This window comes from Novosphingobium sp. EMRT-2, from assembly GCF_005145025.1.
Classification (GTDB): Bacteria; Pseudomonadota; Alphaproteobacteria; order Sphingomonadales; family Sphingomonadaceae; genus Novosphingobium.
Genome location: NZ_CP039695.1, coordinates 513,596 through 531,075, shown reverse-complemented (window position 1 = coordinate 531,075; position 17,480 = coordinate 513,596). Strand labels below are relative to the sequence as shown.

The following is a 17,480-nucleotide window of genomic DNA, read 5'->3' as shown; positions in this document are numbered from 1 at the left end:
ACTTGCAAAACCAAGCACTTCATTCGTGATGAAGGTTGGGCCTATTCACTTATAAAATCAACTCGAATGAGTTTTTGAAGTGGTGGGCCACGCCAAAAACGAAATGAGAGGGACCGCTGGTGAGAGCGATAGCGAACGCCAGTGGCTCCCGTCAATATCTCATTCATCATCGGTTGATTACACATCTGGCCGAAAAAGAATATTGCGCGCATATTCGGCGTTCGGTATAAATAGCATGTGGGCGGCGCTTCGGAAGTAGCTGGCCGTGAGTTTTGGGTTACTGTTCCTTCACCCAAGCCGCCCGCAAAACCTTGAGGGAACGTATAGAAGGAACAGAATGTATAAGTTCACATCGAAGTTTGGAATATTGAATCGGAATGATAGTTCGCAGATTTTCAGTTTTCTCAACAATGACATCCATAACCTTGAGGCAGGATCATTCATACCATTTCTGGCAGAAAGATCGCATCCAAGGTCACATACCAACGCAAAATCGATAGCTGATGGCTCATCATCGCCAGCGGATTATCAGTTTTTCTCGAATGCGTTGAAGATCGTCGAAAAGGACGATCCCGCATTCAATCATCCGAAAGATAGGGTGGCGCTTGGCGGTCACGTTGTCCTCACCATCGAATTTGACGGCGCAACCGATGCAGATGGTGCAGACCGAACGCGAGAATTTTTTGATTTTCAGATTGGTTGGTTTCGGTCCAAGAAAAAGCCGTCAGATTCAATCTTTGGCCAATTTCTGACAGGACTACGACAGAAATATTATGACCTGATCGGGGCAACGGTTGTCTATAGCGCGCACAAATCGTTTCATTATCATTTTCTGTTCAAGACGGATTTGCTGGCCAATTTCGTTTCAGAGGCGAGTGACATCAGGGTTGGTTTTGCATCGGCTTGGGATCGCTTGGCCGAAGATTTTTCAAATTCGCTGGTGGTAAATTCTGGCTTTGTAGCCGTGCCAGACAGGGCGTTGAGGACACCCGATCAGCTTCGCCGTGTTCCGAATGCCTTGAGATCGGCGGGCAAGGACCATTTTCTTGGTGTGCCTGAAGGCGTGGATGTTCGCCAGTCAGTCGTTTTCGAGCATCTTACGGGCAGGGCGATATCGCCAGAGCCGACATCCATTTTCCGCGTTGAAGATTTCACGCAATCTGCGCGTTTTTCGGCCCGCAAGATCGCAGCGCCAGTGGTCACCAGCCTGACAGCGCAGCAAGAGGCTCGCCTCAAGGCCCGTCTGCGCCAATATTTTCCAAAAGGCAGCTATCCCGAACTAGTTTCGATCACGGCGCGCAATGGCCAGTTTGAGGCCAGATTTCGCAATGGCCCCGCTGATGTGAACGCTTCAAGCGTGATGAGCCACGATCATAGAACGGTGCTGGCCTTGGGTAAGGGCGCTGAGATCAGCGGCAAGGCGCTACCGAAGGCATTGGGCGAGTTCTGCGCGGAAGCACTGGCGCAAAGCGATATCGAATTCCTGTTTGAGCGGAGGGTGAGGGACAAGAGCCGCGCAACTACGGTCATGGGGGCCGTGATGTCCCGTGTTCTCCAGACAACAGGCAAAGGGGAGGGGCACCATTGGATTGTTGCGCCCGAGGGCATCAGCAAATCCCGCTCGTTGTTTTCCGCGATCATCCGCAAGCAACAGGGCGGGGTGATGTTCGCGTTTTCCAGCTACGATACGGCGCGGGAAAAGTGCGAGGAATTCAGGGCGCTGGCAGGCGATCAGTTCAACATCCTGTTCGTTGAATCGGCCACCCGCGTTTATCAGAATTTTTGTGGCGCGAACGGCTTGGCGACGATCAGCCAAGGGGAGCTAATCAAGGCGGGCGCATACAACAGGATGGACGGGATTGCGAAGGTCCAGCCCGAGGCACATCGGGCCATCATCGGTCATTTTGAAAATCAAAAAAACGAATTGGCGAGCGGTAAGCCGCTGATCATTTTCACGGTTCACGCGGTCGCGCACAACTGGACATATTCAGATGCCCGCCGATTTTTGGGCGAGCCAGTGATTGAAACGCTGGTGCATGACGAAATCAGCGTGGAAGATATCTTGTTGGTCGCCATCGAGAACGAAAAGGCCGTTGCGGATGCATACGAAAGTCATGCTGATTTTCGGTGTGATTTGCCGTTGTGCAGTCGGCTCCAGCTATTCTCGAAAATTCGGCTCAAGACAGGCGGAAAACTGACTTTCGAGCAATGCGAGACATTGGTCAAGGAGCGTGGCGTCTGGCAGACCGTCCAAGCAAAGAACAATTGCGAGTATGACGCGCGCGAAAATGGCCACGACATATACGGGGATGCGGCTAACCAGACGTGGTTTGTTCAAGATCGTGAATGGCTCAACGATTTCGGCAAGATCGTCGTTCTCACAACAGAGATAAAGCCGACGCTGGTTGCGAGATCGCGACTGAATTTCAATTTTCTGGAGTTCACGTCCGCCAATCTGATCCGAGACCGCGTGCCGACCACAACGATTGATCGGCTGACATCCCGCAATTTTGCCGACATCGCACTAGAAGAGATCAGCAAAAATCAGAATCTCATGGTGATCACGAACAAGGCGGCTGATGTGGATGGCGTCTGGACCCATGCAAAAGCGAAGGGATCGAACGCTTTCATTGGTCATGATGTATTGCAGATTGTGGGCCTGATGGCTCCAGAGCAATATGCGGCTTGTGAAATGCTCAACGCTCTATGCGGTAGAGCGGATATGGTGTTGACCACGCATATCGACGAAATGAACCAAAGCTTTGGCAGAAACCTTGGCTTTCGCAGTGATGGAAAATCAATTCATCGGCTGATCATCAACCATCAGCTTTACCAACGCTTGGAGCGGTCCCGTTCGTTGGTTTTCCTGCGATATTCTTTGTCTCCGATTGTGACTGAACAAGGGAGAAAAAATATTCAGCAAAAGAATCGGAGGAAGAAATGAGGAAATACAGATATAGATATGAAGAGACCGAACGCGGCGGAAAGCGTTGGTATCGCAACGGCGAGCTACATCGGCGGAATGGGCCTGCGATATTATTGGAAGATGAAGAATATTGGTTTTATGATGGGGAGCCACATCGTGTTGGCGCTCCAGCGTATATCCTCTGCGATGGGCGGAAAGAATGGTATCGCCATGGCCTGAAACATCGTGAGGATGGGCCTGCGGTTGAATGGTCTGATGGTGATAGCGAATGGTGGTTCAATGGCGAGTTACATCGCGAAGATGGGCCTGCTGTCGAACATAAAAGCGGCAAGCAGTGGTGGTATCGCCATGGCAAGAAGCATCGTGCGAATGGGCCAGCGGTTGAAGATATCGACGGATTCCATCAATGGTGGCTGGATGGTGTTCGATATTTTTCAGAAATGGAATGGTTTGCGCAGGTTGTGCGCCAACTTGCATAAATACTAATGGTTGAGGACTATTAGTAATATGAATTCATACAATTTGACGAGTATTATCGAAAAAGGGGCGGATTAGCGTCCCTTTTTTGTTTCCGCGTTAAATAGCTCATGCGCGCATTCCCATTTCCAGACTTCGGCACCGATCTAACCAGCACCATCCAGCACGAGAACGAGACATTATATCTGTCAATTGGTCCGCTCGACATCGATCAATTCCCGTCTGCCCAGCCACGCCTAACCAACCATGATCGCGACATCGCCGTTTTCAACGGTCCCAAGCCAAGCTTCCATCAAATACATGCATACGCTCTGGATAAGCAGGATGCGGCCCTATTCACGCTAATGTTCGGCTCCATCCTCATCCCCGCTGGTTTCTGGTTATAAAAATCGCGTTTTTTGAGCCTTATTGGCCGATTTTCGAGACAATCTCCTAAATATTCAGGGCGGAAAGCCTTTGATAAAGGAGATTGAAAATGAAGATAGAATTCACGATGAGTGCGATTGGCGTGGTTGAAGAATTTCGGACCATCCCTGAATTTCCAGATTATGCGGTGTCAAATTGCGGGCGTGTCCTGTCTCAACGATGCTCGAAACCAAGAATATTGAAACAGACGGTGACGAACAAGACAGGTCACCAAAAGGTTACGCTCTATCAGCCTGACAGCGTTGAGCCTAGACCGACGTTTGTTCATGCATTGGTCGCTGAAGTTTTCATTTCGGAACGTCCTGAAGGTCTGGTGTGCAGACATCTGGACGGCAATCCTGCTCACAACGTTCCGCAGAATTTGGCGTGGGGAACGTCCAGTGAGAACTCTTTGGACAGGCATCGGCATGGGACGATCAGAGCAAAGCTCAACGCTGAAAAGGTCAAGGCGTTGCGGGACGCTGATACAAGGCATTTGCGGGACTTGGCAAAAGAATATGGAATTACAATAGGGTATGCTCGTGCCGTTCGTTCTGAGCGGACTTGGAAACATCTTAATTGATTATAATTTGAATGGGGGGTCATGATGCGCAATATATATTGATGAATATATGGCGAGGAATATATAATATTGAGGAAAGATTGAATTTGTGATCGAGCCAAAAAAGGAGAGGTATAAAAAGTGATGAGAAAGTTTCTAAGTAAAAAGTTATACGAATGGTTCGGGATAGCGACCAGAGCCAATGGCCGCAAATATTGGTGTCGGAACGACAGTGCTTTTGGTCATAGAGAATGGTATATGAGCGGCAAGCTACACCGTGAAGGTGGCCCAGCCGTTGAATGGCGTAGTGGTTATAGAGCATGGTATCAACATGGCAAACTTCATCGGGAAAATGGCCCTGCTGTAGAATGGGCTGGTGGCGATGAAGAATGGTATCAACATGGCAAACTCCATAGAGAAAATGGACCAGCTATGATATGGGAAGGGCGTAAGTCTTGGTATCAACATGGCAAACTCCATAGAGAAGATGGTCCCGCCGTTGAATGGGAAGATGGCGCAAAACATTGGTATTTAGATGGTGTTCGATATATCGATGAAGCCGCGCATAGGATGGCCGTCTTCAAGCTCAATCAGGATAATTGATTATAATCCTTCAATGCAAGATTATCTTGACTCATTATCGCATCAGTGATGTAAGCCAACTTGATGTCAATCCCGACATCACAACGAAAGGTTTGCGATGGATGATGTGAATTGCATTATAAATGAAAACGGTGGAACGGAATGGCGGCGCAAGGCAGACGGCAAACTGCATCGCGAAGATGGTCCAGCCGTTGTGTCGCTATCTGGTAAAAAGAAAGAATGGTATCGCCATGGCCTGAAACATCGTGAGGATGGGCCTGCGGTTGAATGGTCTGATGGTGATAGCGAATGGTGGTTCAATGGCGAGTTACATCGCGAAGATGGTCCAGCTATTGAGCGTGCCGATGGCACTAAAGAATGGTATCTCTATGGTGAACACCATTGCGAAGATGGTCCAGCAATCAAAAGATCAAATGGCGATAAAGAATGGTGGCTCAAGCGCAAGCGGCATCGTGAAGATGGACCGGCTGTTGAGCGTGCCGATGGCACTAAAGAATGGTGGATTGATGGCAATCTCCACTGTGAGAATGGTCCTGCTATCATCAATTCCGATGGCTGGTGTTATTGGTATCGCAATCACGAGCGACACCGCGAAGATGGCCCAGCCGCTTACAATCACAAAAACGGCCGCTTTCAATTTTGGGTAAATGGCGAAGTTCCTCGCTCTTTTGAGTGGCAAGGGATTCGCCATTATGTGCATGAGGGTGATTTGATTGCTGATTTCCAGAACGAAACTGGAAGCCAATTAATTTCAGCTTCGGAATCCAAGTTGGCGAAATATTATCCAAATATGGGTTTGAAGGTTTATCTCATCCTAGACGAAATTGAATTTTCTTTGATTACTATCACGTTCGGAAATGATCCAATCTGATAATTGAAAAATAGGGGCTTATAGGCCCCTATTTTCATATCATCAGTAAATACAATCATGCACTACATTATCACTATCGCGCTTGCCGCGTCCGCTGCCACTTTGGCTTTCATGATCGCCAGCGCCTTACCGCATTGGCTTCTGACAACGATCACGGCCATCGTCATGCTCAAAATTGCTGGCCAGTTTTTCACTCGCCTTCAGCGTAATCGTCCCGATCATCATGCGCAGGCGCAGAATGATCAGTGAAATCGCCCCGAGCGAGACAATGCAGATATGTGGTTACGGTTATGCCAAGCTCTTTCGCGCGAGCTTCCAACGCTTTCTGTTCAGCTTTCGTCATCACGTATTTATCGCCAATGAGTAAGCTTGTATCACTTTTGCGGGACGATCTTGCCAACGCTCGGAGCAATCATGAGCGGAAGTCGATTATTAGATTTTGGCGAAGGGCGGCTATCGAGACGCTTCACGCGAGAGGCCAACACTATCCGTTGCCAGCGTTGAAAAATCGTCGTTACGTGACGGGTCATCCACCGTTTTGGGAGAGGCAGGCGAGCGACGATTTGCTTGCGATTTTAGTTTACATCATCAAACATCATCGCCATCAGCTTGAGCGTCCGAAGTAGCCCGAATCACTCGTCAAAATGGTGGGCAAGTGTTGGACAAGATTTGGGCACTTTTTGTTGCATGTTCCTGCTTTGGTCCGTCGTGTGTGTCGGAAGAATGCCCGTGTTCATTGATTTTTTTACAATTCCTAATCTGGGGGCCACAGGTTCGAATCCTGTCGGGCGCACCACTTTCAGCGCGAACCTTGACTTTTTCCGGCAAAAGCCCTAGGTTCCATTTGCTATCGTCGCTTTCGACGGAATTTGACGCCGGCTTACGGCTCTCCTTCCTTTGTCACGCTACCGGCTCCATCCGCGCTGTTGCGGGTGGGTTTTTCGTTTTCGTGAAAAGGAAACACCCCATGCCTATCGGCACCGTCAAGTTCTTCAATTCCGACAAGGGTTACGGGTTCATCGCGCCGGAAGACGGCGCGCCCGACAACTTTGTCCATATCAGCGCCGTCGAGCGTTCGGGCATGGCCACGCTGAACAAGGATCAGCGCGTCAAGTACGAACTGGAAACCGACCGGCGCGGCAAGACCTCGGCCGTCAACCTGGAAACGGTTTGATCCCTTGGCCAAAGAGGATCTTCTGACTCTCGACGGCCAGATCGACGAAATTCTCCCGGATGGCCGCTTCGGCGTCATCCTGGAGAACGATCACCGGATCATCGCCTATACGGCGGGCAAGATGCGGAAATTCCGCATCCGCTCAATCGTGGGCGACCGGGTGAAAGTCGAAATGACGCCCTATGACCTGACCAAGGGACGCATCGTGTTCCGCGAAAAGGTGCAAAGCACCGGCGCGTTCCGCAAGCGGCGATAACAACACCCTGTCACATAATAAGGCGCGACCAACGCGCCGTATTGCATAACACATTCAAGGTATTCATGTTTTTTTCCAGTTTCGTTTCCAGTTTTCCCCGGATGCGCAACCTGCATCCATCAGGTAACCGCCATCGCGGTTTCGTACTCAGCCCCCGCCAGTCTCCGCAGCTGACCCGCCGCGAATTGCAGGCCGCGGTCATGCAGATGGTCGATTGACCGCTGCTCTTGCTGGCTGGCGCCGCGTCCGATAGCGGCGCGCCAGACCGATCCATTGGATTAGGGCTTGAATCCAATGGTTAAGTATGATTCTGTGACAAAATGAAGCGCCGCCGCCACATTCTGCGACTGCCCAAGGAAAGCCTGACCCAGACGGCGGCGCTGCTGGCGCTGCTGTTTCTGGGTGCCATGGGGCTGGCCGGGCCAAGCGGCCTGCTCGCCTGGAGCGAGAACGCGCGGATGCTGGAACAGCGCCAGAAGGAAGTCGCGCAACTGACGGCGGAGCGCGACCATCTGCGCAACCGCGTCAACCTGCTCGATCCCCGCCACGCCGACCCCGATCTGGTGGGTGAGCTGCTGCGCAGCAATCTCAATGTCGCGCACCCTGACGAGCTGGTCATTCCGAACCGGTAATTCGCGGTTTTCCAAGCCAATTGTTTGCCTGCCAGCGCTTTGCGCGAAGCGCGCGATGCGCTCCCGGCAAGCCGGCGATGCCCATAAGGGCAGCAAAGTGTTTCTTGCGGGACTGAAATCAGGCGGGCATTGCGGTTCGTATAGCGAGGTACTACCCGGCGGGTAATTCCACGTGCAAAGCGACCGGAAACGAAACCCGGCATCAGGGGAACACGAAATGGCTTGCCCGAGCGGCACTGACGACGAAGACCTGGCGCGCGGCAAGGAGCCGGTGCCGCAGGACGTGCAGGAAGCTATCCGCACGCTGATCCGCTGGACCGGGGACGATCCAGCGCGGGAGGGGCTGCTCGATACGCCCAAGCGCGTGGCGCGTGCGTGGCGCGAATATTGCCAGGGATATGCCGATGATCCGGCCATCCACCTGACGCGCCAGTTCGAGGAAGTGGGTGGTTACGACGAGATCGTGCTGCTGAAGGACATCCCCTTCCAGTCGCATTGCGAACACCACCTGGCGCCGATCACCGGCAAGGCGGCGATCGCCTATCTGCCGAGCCGCAAGGTCGTGGGCATTTCCAAGCTGGCGCGCGTGTTGCACGGTTTTGCCCAGCGCCTGCAGATCCAGGAACGCCTGACCGCCGAAGTGGCACAATGCATCTGGGACAACCTGCATCCGCAGGGCGTGGCCGTGGTGATCGAGGCGCAGCACGGCTGCATGACCGGGCGCGGCGTGCGCACGCCGGGCGTGGGCATGGTCACCAGCCGGATGCTGGGCTGCTTTCTCGAGGATTCGCGCAGCCGCAAGGAAGTGCTGAGCCTGATGGGCTACTGATCGGGCGCCCGAACATTCCGATCAGAGGCTGTCGATGGCGCAATATCAACCCGTGATGACCGTGCCGGAACTGCAGTCCTTTTTGCGGCAGGCGTTTCCTGCGGAAGCCCAGGCGCGGATTGGCGTCGTTGTCGAAATCGCTCCCGGCCTAACCCGGATGCACCTCGATCCGGGGCCGGAAAGCCTGCGGCCCGGTGACCTCGTGTCCGGGCCGACGCAGATGGCGCTGGTGGACGTCGCCGCCTATGCGGTCCTGCTCGCCCACATCGGACCGCAGGCGATGGCGGTTACCAGCAATCTCAATATCGCGTTCCTGCGCGGCGCGCGCCGGGCGCGGGTGATCGCGGATGCGCGCCTGCTGAAGCTGGGCCGGCGGTTGGCGACGATCGACGTGCGGCTTTGGCAGAACGATCCCGACGATCCGGTCGCGCAGGCGACGGTCACCTACGCGCTGCCGGGTTAGCCGCGAGCCAGACAAAATACATTACAATTCCAGGGCTTTGCAGGTGCGCTGCGCGCACTAGGTTCATCTCCGTCACCGGCAGGAAAACAAGATCGGGGCAACGCAGGAGACCGAACCATGAAGGCATTGTGGATTGCCGGGCTGTTGTCCGGCGCAGGGCTGGCCACGCCCGCCGTGGCAACGGCGCAGGTCGCGCCCGACCATGTCGAACACATCGAGCATCGCGGTGGCATCGTCGAGGCGCGCTATCAAGTGGTGACGCAAACGGTGCAGCGCCAGGTCGGCGCACCAGGGCCGGGCGGGCGCATGGCCTCGCTGCGCTGTGTCTGGAGCGTCGATCTCACCGTTCGGCGCGAAGCGCGCCTGCCATCGGGCGCGCTGGCGAGCCGGCAGCTTGAGCGGCCGCGTGTGCTTACCGGCACGCGCGCGGGATGGTGCAAGGGCCAGGAATCCGCGATTGCCGGAGAAGTCGCGCGGCGCACCGACCGGTTGCGCGCTGAAATGCTCGCCGCCGCGCAGGAAGATCGGCAGGAGGTGATCGCCGACGCCGAGCGATTGCATGCGGGGCATCGGGAAGGCTGATGGTGATCCGCGTGACGATGCTCGCGTTGCCGGCCCTCATGGCTGGTGCTGCGATCGCGCAGGCACAGGGTATGCCCTCGTTTGGCGTGGAGGCGACGACCGACGAGGTTCGTCGCGGGCTGAGCTGGAGCGAGGGCAAGGCCAGCGCTTCGGCAGACGCGGCGGTTTCGCTTGGGGGTTTCGACCTGTCCGCGCGCATGGCGGCCACGCGCGGCGCGGCACGGCATCTGGGCGCGGATGCCGTGGCCGACCTGACGCTGGCACGCCGCTGGACGATCGGCCTGTTCGACGTGAGCGCGCTGGTTTCCGGTCATCTGTTCGCCGGCGCGGCCGATACGGCGCACTATGCCGAACTGGGGCTGGGCGCCAGCTATGCGCTGGGGCCGGCGCGGGTGGGGGCAGGTGCGCGCTATGCCCCGCGGCAAGGCGCGATCGGCGGCGACAACCTGTACCTCTATGGCGATGCCGCGCTGGGCATTCCGGCAACGCCGTTCAGCCTTTCGGCTTCGCTCGGCCATTCGCGGGGCAGCGTGCGCGATCCCGCGCGTGCGGCGCGGCTGCGACCGGACGGGGCCTATACCGACTGGCGGATCGGCGCGGACTATGCGCGTGGTCCGCTGCTGGTCGGGCTGGATTACACCGGGACCGATGTGAAGGGCGGAGCGCCGGGCGGGCACGCGGGCGACCGTGTGATCGGGCGCGTGCGGCTGTCATTCTGAAGGCTGGCGAAGAGTCCGGCCCTTCCCGCACGGGGAAGGGCCGGAACGCGCTCAGAGGTTTTCGAGCATGTATTCGGCCGAGCTGACCTTGAAATCGCCCGGCGCTTCGACGTGGAGCTGTTCGACCACGCCATCGTTCACCACCATCGAGAAGCGCTGGCCGCGCGTGCCGAGGCCGAAGCCCGAGCCATCCATGGTGAGGCCCACGGCCTTGGCGAAATCGCCATTGCCGTCCGCCAGCATGGTCACGTCGGGCGAACCGCTGGCGGCGCCCCATGCCTTCATCACGAAGGGATCGTTGACCGCCGTGCAGGCGATCTCGTCGATGCCCTTGGCCTTGAGATCGGCGGCCTTCTCGACGAAGCCCGGCAGGTGCTTGGCCGAACAGGTCGGCGTGAACGCGCCGGGCACCGAGAACAGGGCGACCTTCTTGCCCTTGAAGTAGTCGGCGCTCTGCACCGCTTCGGGGCCTTCCGCCGTGGCCTTGACCAGCTTCACGTCGGGCAGCTTTTCTCCAACCGCAATCGTCATCCCCAGTATCCTTTCTTCTGGATGTGCCGCCCGGACCTTTCGGCCGGGTCTATGACAGCAGGGAGGATATAGGCCAGCCGCAAGACGGCGCAACCGGAGCGCAAGCGCCGGGAAGAAATTTCATCGGTAGCGCAGGGCGTTCCGCCCTGTCCTGCGAGGTTTGCGAGTGTGCGTTCTTTCGAGACGTTAATGCAGCCATATAAAGTTTCCTTTATATTGCGTCCGCTCATGCAAGCGGCTAAGGCGTGGCCAGACCCGCCAACCTGTCGGCCGCTATCGTGCGGTCCGGCGGGCGGGCTTGAACTCATCCAGGAGAATGCTTCGTGGCCAGCGTGCTCGATGCCGAAAAGGACTATGTGATCGCCGATATCGGGCTTGCCGACTTCGGCCGCGCGGAAATCGCGATCGCCGAAACCGAAATGCCCGGTCTGATGGCGCTGCGCCAGGAATTCGGTCCGTCGCAGCCGCTCAAGGGCGCGCGGATCACCGGATCGCTGCACATGACGATCCAGACCGCCGTGCTGATTGAGACGCTCGTCGCGCTGGGCGCCGACGTGCGCTGGGCCACCTGCAACATCTTCTCGACGCAGGACCACGCCGCCGCCGCGATCGCCGCCGCCGGCATTCCCGTGTTCGCGGTGAAGGGCGAAAGCCTGGCCGATTACTGGGACTACGTCGGTTCGATCTTCGACTGGGGTGATGACCAGACCGCCAACATGATCCTCGACGACGGCGGCGACGCCACGATGTTCGCGCTGTGGGGCGCGCGCGTGGAAGCCGGCGAAAAGCTGTTCGAGCCTTCGAACGCCGAGGAAATCGAGTTCGTCCGCGCGCTGACCGCGTTCCTCAAGAAGAAGCCCGGCTACCTCACCCAGTCGGTGAAGGCCATCAAGGGCGTTTCGGAAGAGACCACCACCGGCGTCCACCGCCTTTATCAGATCGCCAAGGAAGGCAAGCTGCCGTTCCCCGCGATCAACGTGAACGACAGCGTGACCAAGTCGAAGTTCGACAACCTCTACGGTTGCAAGGAATCGCTGGTTGACGCGATCCGCCGCGCCACCGACGTGATGCTGGCCGGCAAGGTCGCCTGCGTCGCCGGCTTCGGCGACGTGGGCAAGGGGTCGGCCGCCTCGCTGCGCCAGGGCGGCGCGCGTGTGATGGTGACCGAGATCGACCCGATCTGCGCGCTGCAGGCGGCGATGGAAGGCTACGAAGTCGTCACCATGGAAGAAGCGGTCACGCGCTGCGACATCTTCGTGACGGCGACCGGGAACGAGGACGTCATCACCGCCGAGCACATGAAGGCGATGAAGCCGATGGCGATCGTCTGCAACATCGGCCACTTCGACAGCGAGATCCAGATCGCCGCTCTGTCGAACTACAAGTGGACCGAAGTGAAGCCGGGTACCGACCTGGTCGAATTCCCCGATGGCAAGCAGATTATCGTGCTGGCCAAGGGCCGCCTCGTGAACCTGGGCTGCGCCACCGGCCACCCCAGCTTCGTCATGTCGTCCAGCTTCACCAACCAGACGCTGGCGCAGATCGAGCTGTTCACCAAGTCTGACCAGTACAAGAACGACGTCTATGTGCTGCCCAAGCACCTCGACGAAAAGGTGGCGGCGCTGCACCTTGAAAAGCTGGGCGTGAAGCTGTCGAAGCTTTCGCCCAAGCAGGCGGCCTATATCGGCGTGACGCCGGAAGGGCCGTTCAAGCCGGATCACTACCGCTACTGACGCGTCTCCGCTCCGGCGGCCAGGCGATTTGGAAATGCGATACGGCCCCCCAGCACGGCTGCGGGGGCCGTTTTCGTGGGAACCGCCTTCCGGCGTCGCCGGATCTGGTGGCTTTCGCGGCGCTCCTCACCAGATTTGAAGCGCGTGCCGGTTGTCATCGGCGCAAGGCCCGCATAGCGAGGGCCTGATGCTTCTGAACCAGATCGTGCTGGTCATCGTGGGACTGCTGGTTGCCGCATGGACCGTTGCGGCGGGCTGGGCCGTGCTTGTTGCGCGCGGGCGGGCGCGCAAGGCGGAAGCGCATCACCGGCTGGCGCGCCGGCTGACGAGGATGGTGGACGAATCGCCCGCCCTGCCGCTGCTGGTGCGGGCCGACGGGCGGATCGAGGGGCCATCCCGGCTGGCCGGCTGGCTCGGCCTCGATGCCATGCCGGGCTACCTTTCCGAACTCGATGCCGGCGACGCAAGCGATCGCGGCCTCAACGAAGTGCAGCTTTCGCAACTGAGCGATGCCGTGCGCCGTGCGCAGAAGACCGGCGCGGCGTTCCGCATGGTGCTGACGCCGCGTGGCGGCACGCGCTGCCTGGCGGTGCGCGGGCATCTGGCGGACCCGCAGGTTTCCCCCGGTGGCGCGGCGCTGGTGTGGTTCTTCGATTTCAGCGACAGCGAAGCCGAACTACGCAAGCTGCGCGCGGAAGCGGCAGGCGCGCGCGCCGATTTCGCCGGCCTTTCCGGCTTGATCGAGGCGGCGCCGCTGCCGATGTGGTTTCGCGGCCCCGACATGGAATTGCGGCTGGTCAACAGCGCCTATGTGAAGGCGGTCGGCGCCAAGAGCGCGGACGATGTCGTCACGCAAGGCATCGAACTGATCGAGGCGGCCGACGGGCTGACCGCGGCGCAAGTGGCGCGGCACGTGCTGGCGCGCAAGGCGCCGGTCGAACGGATCGTTTCCGCCACTATCGGCGGCCAGCGCCGTTCGGTGCGGGTCAGCGATCTGCCGCTGGGGGATGAAGGCGTCGCAGGCTATGCCGTGGACATCGAGGAACTGGAGGAGCTGATGCGCCAGTTCCGCCGGTTCCGCGAAGCCCAGCGCGAGATGCTCGATACGCTGTCCGCCGGCATCGCGCAGTTCGACGAGCGCCGGAACCTCGTCTTCGCCAACCAACCGTTCCTGCGCATTTTCGGCGTGCCGCAGGCCTGGGTGGCCGATACCCCGCCGTTCGACCGCGTGCTCGACCGCATCCGCGATACCGGCCGCCTGCCCGAGGTGCGCGATTTCCCCGAATGGCGGCGCGAACGGCAGGGCTGGTTCCTCGCCCGCGATCCCCGCGAGGAATCGTGGCACCTTCACGATGGCACGCACTTGCGCGTGGTGGGTCAGCCGATGCCCGATGGCGGGTTGCTGATGATCTTTGAGGATCGCACCGAACAGCTCCAGCTTTCGGCGACGCGCGACACGCTGCTGCGCACCCGCACCGCCACGTTCGACAACCTGTTCGAAGCGCTGGCCGTGTTCGCGCCCGATGGCCGGTTGCAGTTGTGGAACCGCCGCTTCGTCGCCGAATGGGGGCTGGAGGACAGCTTCCTTGATACGCACCCGCGCGCGGACGTGCTGCTGAACCGCATTGCCCAGCAACTCAAGCGCCCGGCGCAGGTCGGCACGATCGGTCAGGTGATCCAGGCGGCGACGCTGGAACGCCGCCAGCGCAGCGGGCGGCTGGCGCTGGCCGACGGGCGCTATCTGGAGTTCGCGGGCGTGCCGCTGCCCGATGGCAACGGGCTGCTGACGGTGTTGGACATCACGGATTCGCAGAAGGCCGAGACGGCGCTGCGCGAACGCAATGCCGCGCTGGTGGAAGCCGATGCGGTAAAGACGCGCTTCATCGCCAACATGAGCTACGAATTCCGCACGCCGCTGACGTCCATCGGCGGGTTTGCGGAACTGCTGCAAAGCGGGATCGCCGGTGAACTGACGCCGCAGGGCAAGGAATACGTCGCGGCGATTCTCGCCTCGGTCGAGCGGCTGGGCGAGCAGATCGAGAACGTGCTCGACCTGTCGCAGAGCGAGGCGGGCACGCTGCCGCTGGCGCGCGATCCGGTGGAGATTTTTCCGCTGCTGACCGGCGTGGTCAAGGAACGGTCGGAGCGGATTTCCGCCGCGGGCCTCTCGCTTGACTTGCGCGGAAATGCCTCGGTCGGCACGGTGACGGGCGACGCACGGCGGCTGGCGCGGGCATTCGGGCAACTGGTCGACAACGCCATTGCCGCTACACCGGCGGGCGGACGCATCCTGATCGAATGCGCGCGCCAGCGGCAGGGGGTGCGCGTGGTGATCTCGGACAATGGCGGCGGCATGGAGCCGGCGGTGCTGGCGCGGGCGATGGAGGGCCTGAAAGTCGCGCCCGATGGCCGCGCGGTGGAGCGGCGGCAGGGCCTTGGCCTGCCGCTGGTGCGGCAACTGGTGGAAGCGCATGGCGGCACCATCGAGCTCCTGTCCGAACCGGGGCAGGGAACCACCGCGATCGTCGACCTGCCGTGAGCGACCGCGTGCCCTTGCCCGATCTCGCCGCGACCGAAGCGCTGGCCGCGCGGATCGCCGGGCGGTTGCGGCCCGGCGATGTGGTGGCGCTTTCGGGCGGGCTGGGGGCGGGCAAGACCACGTTGGCGCGGGCGGTGATCGCCGCGCTGGGGCACGAGGGCGAGGTGCCTTCGCCCAGCTTCGCGATCATCGAGTGCTACGATCCGCCGGCCGTGCGCCTGCCGCTGGTTCATGCGGATTTCTATCGACTGGAAGCCCCTTCCGAAGTGGAGGAACTGGGGCTGGACGACTATCGCATGGGGGCGGCGATGCTGGCCGAATGGCCTGAACACGCCGGCGGCTTTGCGCAGGAGCGCGGTTGCCTGTCAATCCTGTTGGAATCGGCGGAAAGCGGGCGTTCGGCCATTGTCGAGCCGGGGCCGGATTGGATAGAGCGCGGATCATGGACCTGACGATACCCGATGGCGTCCCCGATGGCGTCGAAGCGTTTCTGGCCGAAGCCGGCTGGACGGGCGCGACGATCGATCCGCTGCCCGGCGATGCCTCGTTCCGCCGCTATTTCCGCATTCGCGGTGGGGCGGGCGATGCGATGCTGATGCACGCGCCGCCGCCGCAGGAAGATCCCGCGCCGTTCCTGCGCGCGGCGAAATGGCTGGACGCCAACGGGCTGCGCGCGCCGCGCATCCTGGCCGAACGGGCGGAAGAGGGCTTCGTCCTGCTGGAGGACTTCGGCGACGTGCGGATGCGCGAATATGTCGAAGCCTGGCCGCAGGACGAGGAGGCGGTCTATCGCGCCGCGATCGACGCGCTGCTCAAGGCCGGCACGCTCCCCGCCGGGCCGTTCGCGCCCTATGGCATGGCCGAATACCTGCGCGAGACCAAGTTGTTCACCGACTGGTTCTGCCCCGCGCGCGGGCTCCAGGTGGACGCGCGCGGCTGGGCCGCGGCGTGGGAAGCGGTGCTGGCGCCGCTGCTGGCCCGGCAGGGCGAGGGCGTGACGGTGCTGCGCGACTACCACGCCGAAAACATCATGCTGCTGGGCGGCACTGGCAATCAGGGCCTGCTCGATTTCCAGGACGCGCTGGCGGGCCATCCGGCGTATGACTTGGTCTCGCTGTTGCAGGACGCGCGGCGCGATGTGAGCCCCGCACTCGAAGCCGCGATGTTCGACTATTACGTCGAGCGGGCGCGGCCGGGCGACGATTTCCTGGCCGATTACGCGGTGCTGGGCGCGCAGCGCAACGCCAAGATCGTGGGCATTTTCGTGCGCCTGTGGAAGCGTGACGGCAAGCCGCGCTACCTTGGTTATATCCCGCGCGTGTGGGCGCTGCTCGAACGCGATCTGGCACATCCCGCGCTGGCGCCGGTGGTGCGCTGGTTCGACGCGAACATCCCGGACGAGGTGCGCGCGGCGGGCGGCGGATCGTTCGGGGTATGACCCGTCCTCTCGCCAGCGATGTCGCCATGGTCATGGCGGCCGGCATCGGCAAGCGGATGCGCCCGCTGACGGCGACGCGGCCCAAGCCGCTGGTGCGCGTGGCGGGCAAGCCGCTGATCGACTACGCGCTCGACAAGCTGGAAGAAGCCGGCGTCGCGCGCGCGGTGGTCAACGTCCATTACCTGCCCGACCAGATCGAGGCCTATCTCGAACAGCGGCAGCACCCCGCGATTTCGATCTCGGACGAACGCGATGCCCTGCTGGAAACCGGCGGCGGCATGATCCGCGCCTTGCCGTTGATCGATGCCGATCCGTTTTTCTGCGTGAACAGCGACAACATCTGGCTCGATGGCCCGCGCAACGCCTTCGGCGCGTTGAGCGACGCCTGGGACCCGGAGAGGATGGACGCACTGCTACTGCTGGTGAACCATGCGCGTGCGTTCAACTTCCAGGGGCCGGGCGATTTCCATCTCGATCAGGAGGGGCGGATCAGCCGCCGCCGGCCCGGCCGGATCGCGCCGTTCATCTACACCGGGTTGCAGATCGTCTCCCACCGCCTGCTGCGCGACGCGCCCGAGGGATCGTTCTCCACCGGCGTGCTGTGGAACCGCGCCATTGCCGAAGGGCGGCTTCATGGCGTGTCGCATACCGGGCTGTGGTATGAGGTTGGCGAGCCGCAGATGATCGCGCCGACCGAGGCCGCGCTGACCCGGATGTGAGGCGGCGATGAGCGAGAGCCA

At 59.8% G+C, this 17,480-nt stretch carries 19 protein-coding genes; 18 read left to right on the top strand and 1 reads right to left on the bottom strand.

Translation table 11 applies throughout. From position 1 onward, the window contains the following. The first annotated feature begins 337 nt into the window (after positions 1-337). The 13 genes from FA702_RS02745 to FA702_RS02685 all read left to right on the top strand — a co-directional run bounded on the left by FA702_RS02745 (position 338) and on the right by FA702_RS02685 (position 10,499). The gene (locus FA702_RS02745; RefSeq protein WP_136954918.1) at positions 338-2,944 is read left to right on the top strand and encodes a hypothetical protein; all 2,607 of its coding nucleotides are present in this window, start codon (positions 338-340) and stop codon (positions 2,942-2,944) included. Further along, on the top strand, positions 2,941-3,405 hold the full coding sequence (locus tag FA702_RS02740) for a hypothetical protein (RefSeq protein ID WP_210417578.1): 465 nt from the start codon (positions 2,941-2,943) through the stop codon (positions 3,403-3,405). The genes FA702_RS02745 and FA702_RS02740 overlap by 4 nt, the downstream gene beginning before the upstream one ends. A 473-nt stretch (positions 3,406-3,878) precedes the next feature. Beyond that, positions 3,879-4,391 carry an HNH endonuclease gene (locus tag FA702_RS02735; RefSeq protein WP_136954917.1) on the top strand — a complete coding sequence of 171 codons (513 nt, stop codon included), beginning with the start codon at positions 3,879-3,881 and terminating at the stop codon, positions 4,389-4,391. 123 nt (positions 4,392-4,514) lie between these two features. After that, on the top strand, positions 4,515-4,973 hold the full coding sequence (locus FA702_RS22970; protein ID WP_210417577.1) for a hypothetical protein: 459 nt from the start codon (positions 4,515-4,517) through the stop codon (positions 4,971-4,973). Between the two features lie 97 nt (positions 4,974-5,070). Then, entirely contained in the window at positions 5,071-5,844 is a 774-nt protein-coding gene (locus tag FA702_RS02725) for a hypothetical protein (RefSeq protein WP_136954916.1), read from the top strand. Between the two features lie 57 nt (positions 5,845-5,901). Further along, a complete protein-coding gene (locus FA702_RS02720; RefSeq protein WP_136954915.1) occupies positions 5,902-6,093 on the top strand; it encodes a hypothetical protein in 192 nt (63 codons plus the stop codon). Between the two features lie 718 nt (positions 6,094-6,811). Continuing rightward, a complete protein-coding gene (locus FA702_RS02715; RefSeq protein ID WP_124807464.1) occupies positions 6,812-7,018 on the top strand; it encodes a cold-shock protein in 207 nt (68 codons plus the stop codon). Positions 7,019-7,022: 4 nt separating this feature from the next. After that, positions 7,023-7,274: a translation initiation factor IF-1 gene (infA, locus tag FA702_RS02710; protein ID WP_136954914.1), complete on the top strand. Its 252-nt coding sequence runs from the start codon at positions 7,023-7,025 to the stop codon at positions 7,272-7,274. 320 nt (positions 7,275-7,594) lie between these two features. Next, a complete protein-coding gene (locus FA702_RS02705; protein WP_136954913.1) occupies positions 7,595-7,906 on the top strand; it encodes a septum formation initiator family protein in 312 nt (103 codons plus the stop codon). 217 nt (positions 7,907-8,123) lie between these two features. Next, on the top strand, positions 8,124-8,735 hold the full coding sequence (folE, locus tag FA702_RS02700) for a GTP cyclohydrolase I FolE (RefSeq protein WP_136954912.1): 612 nt from the start codon (positions 8,124-8,126) through the stop codon (positions 8,733-8,735). 34 nt (positions 8,736-8,769) lie between these two features. Further along, positions 8,770-9,198 carry a PaaI family thioesterase gene (locus FA702_RS02695; protein WP_136954911.1) on the top strand — a complete coding sequence of 143 codons (429 nt, stop codon included), beginning with the start codon at positions 8,770-8,772 and terminating at the stop codon, positions 9,196-9,198. A gap of 117 nt (positions 9,199-9,315) precedes the next feature. Further along, positions 9,316-9,780: a hypothetical protein gene (locus tag FA702_RS02690; RefSeq protein ID WP_136954910.1), complete on the top strand. Its 465-nt coding sequence runs from the start codon at positions 9,316-9,318 to the stop codon at positions 9,778-9,780. Beyond that, entirely contained in the window at positions 9,780-10,499 is a 720-nt protein-coding gene (locus FA702_RS02685; RefSeq protein WP_136954909.1) for a TorF family putative porin, read from the top strand. Before FA702_RS02690 ends, FA702_RS02685 begins: the two co-directional genes overlap by 1 nt. A gap of 51 nt (positions 10,500-10,550) precedes the next feature. Here the strand turns inward: FA702_RS02685 and FA702_RS02680 are convergent, their stop codons facing one another. After that, a complete protein-coding gene (locus tag FA702_RS02680; protein WP_124807457.1) occupies positions 10,551-11,030 on the bottom strand; it encodes a peroxiredoxin in 480 nt (159 codons plus the stop codon). A gap of 323 nt (positions 11,031-11,353) precedes the next feature. Here FA702_RS02680 and ahcY point away from each other — a divergent pair, with 323 nt between their 5' ends. The 5 genes from ahcY to FA702_RS02655 all read left to right on the top strand — a co-directional run bounded on the left by ahcY (position 11,354) and on the right by FA702_RS02655 (position 17,459). Beyond that, on the top strand, positions 11,354-12,763 hold the full coding sequence (gene ahcY, locus FA702_RS02675) for an adenosylhomocysteinase (protein ID WP_136954908.1): 1,410 nt from the start codon (positions 11,354-11,356) through the stop codon (positions 12,761-12,763). A gap of 187 nt (positions 12,764-12,950) precedes the next feature. Next, on the top strand, positions 12,951-15,302 hold the full coding sequence (locus FA702_RS02670) for a PAS domain-containing sensor histidine kinase (RefSeq protein WP_136954907.1): 2,352 nt from the start codon (positions 12,951-12,953) through the stop codon (positions 15,300-15,302). Continuing rightward, positions 15,299-15,754: a tRNA (adenosine(37)-N6)-threonylcarbamoyltransferase complex ATPase subunit type 1 TsaE gene (tsaE, locus tag FA702_RS02665; protein WP_136954906.1), complete on the top strand. Its 456-nt coding sequence runs from the start codon at positions 15,299-15,301 to the stop codon at positions 15,752-15,754. Before FA702_RS02670 ends, tsaE begins: the two co-directional genes overlap by 4 nt. Beyond that, the gene (locus tag FA702_RS02660) at positions 15,745-16,740 is read left to right on the top strand and encodes an aminoglycoside phosphotransferase family protein (RefSeq protein WP_136954905.1); all 996 of its coding nucleotides are present in this window, start codon (positions 15,745-15,747) and stop codon (positions 16,738-16,740) included. Before tsaE ends, FA702_RS02660 begins: the two co-directional genes overlap by 10 nt. After that, positions 16,737-17,459: a nucleotidyltransferase family protein gene (locus FA702_RS02655; protein ID WP_136954904.1), complete on the top strand. Its 723-nt coding sequence runs from the start codon at positions 16,737-16,739 to the stop codon at positions 17,457-17,459. Before FA702_RS02660 ends, FA702_RS02655 begins: the two co-directional genes overlap by 4 nt. Positions 17,460-17,480: the final 21 nt, after the last annotated feature.

What these genes read in the sequence shown, in the direction of transcription:
- FA702_RS02745 (WP_136954918.1), top strand. Translation starts at nt 338, where the DNA reads ATGTATAAGTTCACATCGAAGTTTGGAATATTGAATCGGAATGATAGT.
- FA702_RS02740 (WP_210417578.1), top strand. Translation starts at nt 2,941, where the DNA reads ATGAGGAAATACAGATATAGATATGAAGAGACCGAACGCGGCGGAAAG.
- FA702_RS02735 (WP_136954917.1), top strand. Translation starts at nt 3,879, where the DNA reads ATGAAGATAGAATTCACGATGAGTGCGATTGGCGTGGTTGAAGAATTT.
- FA702_RS22970 (WP_210417577.1), top strand. Translation starts at nt 4,515, where the DNA reads ATGAGAAAGTTTCTAAGTAAAAAGTTATACGAATGGTTCGGGATAGCG.
- FA702_RS02725 (WP_136954916.1), top strand. Translation starts at nt 5,071, where the DNA reads ATGGATGATGTGAATTGCATTATAAATGAAAACGGTGGAACGGAATGG.
- FA702_RS02720 (WP_136954915.1), top strand. Translation starts at nt 5,902, where the DNA reads ATGCACTACATTATCACTATCGCGCTTGCCGCGTCCGCTGCCACTTTG.
- FA702_RS02715 (WP_124807464.1), top strand. Translation starts at nt 6,812, where the DNA reads ATGCCTATCGGCACCGTCAAGTTCTTCAATTCCGACAAGGGTTACGGG.
- FA702_RS02705 (WP_136954913.1), top strand. Translation starts at nt 7,595, where the DNA reads ATGAAGCGCCGCCGCCACATTCTGCGACTGCCCAAGGAAAGCCTGACC.
- folE (WP_136954912.1), top strand. Translation starts at nt 8,124, where the DNA reads ATGGCTTGCCCGAGCGGCACTGACGACGAAGACCTGGCGCGCGGCAAG.
- FA702_RS02695 (WP_136954911.1), top strand. Translation starts at nt 8,770, where the DNA reads ATGGCGCAATATCAACCCGTGATGACCGTGCCGGAACTGCAGTCCTTT.
- FA702_RS02690 (WP_136954910.1), top strand. Translation starts at nt 9,316, where the DNA reads ATGAAGGCATTGTGGATTGCCGGGCTGTTGTCCGGCGCAGGGCTGGCC.
- FA702_RS02685 (WP_136954909.1), top strand. Translation starts at nt 9,780, where the DNA reads ATGGTGATCCGCGTGACGATGCTCGCGTTGCCGGCCCTCATGGCTGGT.
- FA702_RS02680 (WP_124807457.1), bottom strand. Translation starts at nt 11,030, where the DNA reads ATGACGATTGCGGTTGGAGAAAAGCTGCCCGACGTGAAGCTGGTCAAG.
- FA702_RS02670 (WP_136954907.1), top strand. Translation starts at nt 12,951, where the DNA reads ATGCTTCTGAACCAGATCGTGCTGGTCATCGTGGGACTGCTGGTTGCC.
- FA702_RS02660 (WP_136954905.1), top strand. Translation starts at nt 15,745, where the DNA reads ATGGACCTGACGATACCCGATGGCGTCCCCGATGGCGTCGAAGCGTTT.
- FA702_RS02655 (WP_136954904.1), top strand. Translation starts at nt 16,737, where the DNA reads ATGACCCGTCCTCTCGCCAGCGATGTCGCCATGGTCATGGCGGCCGGC.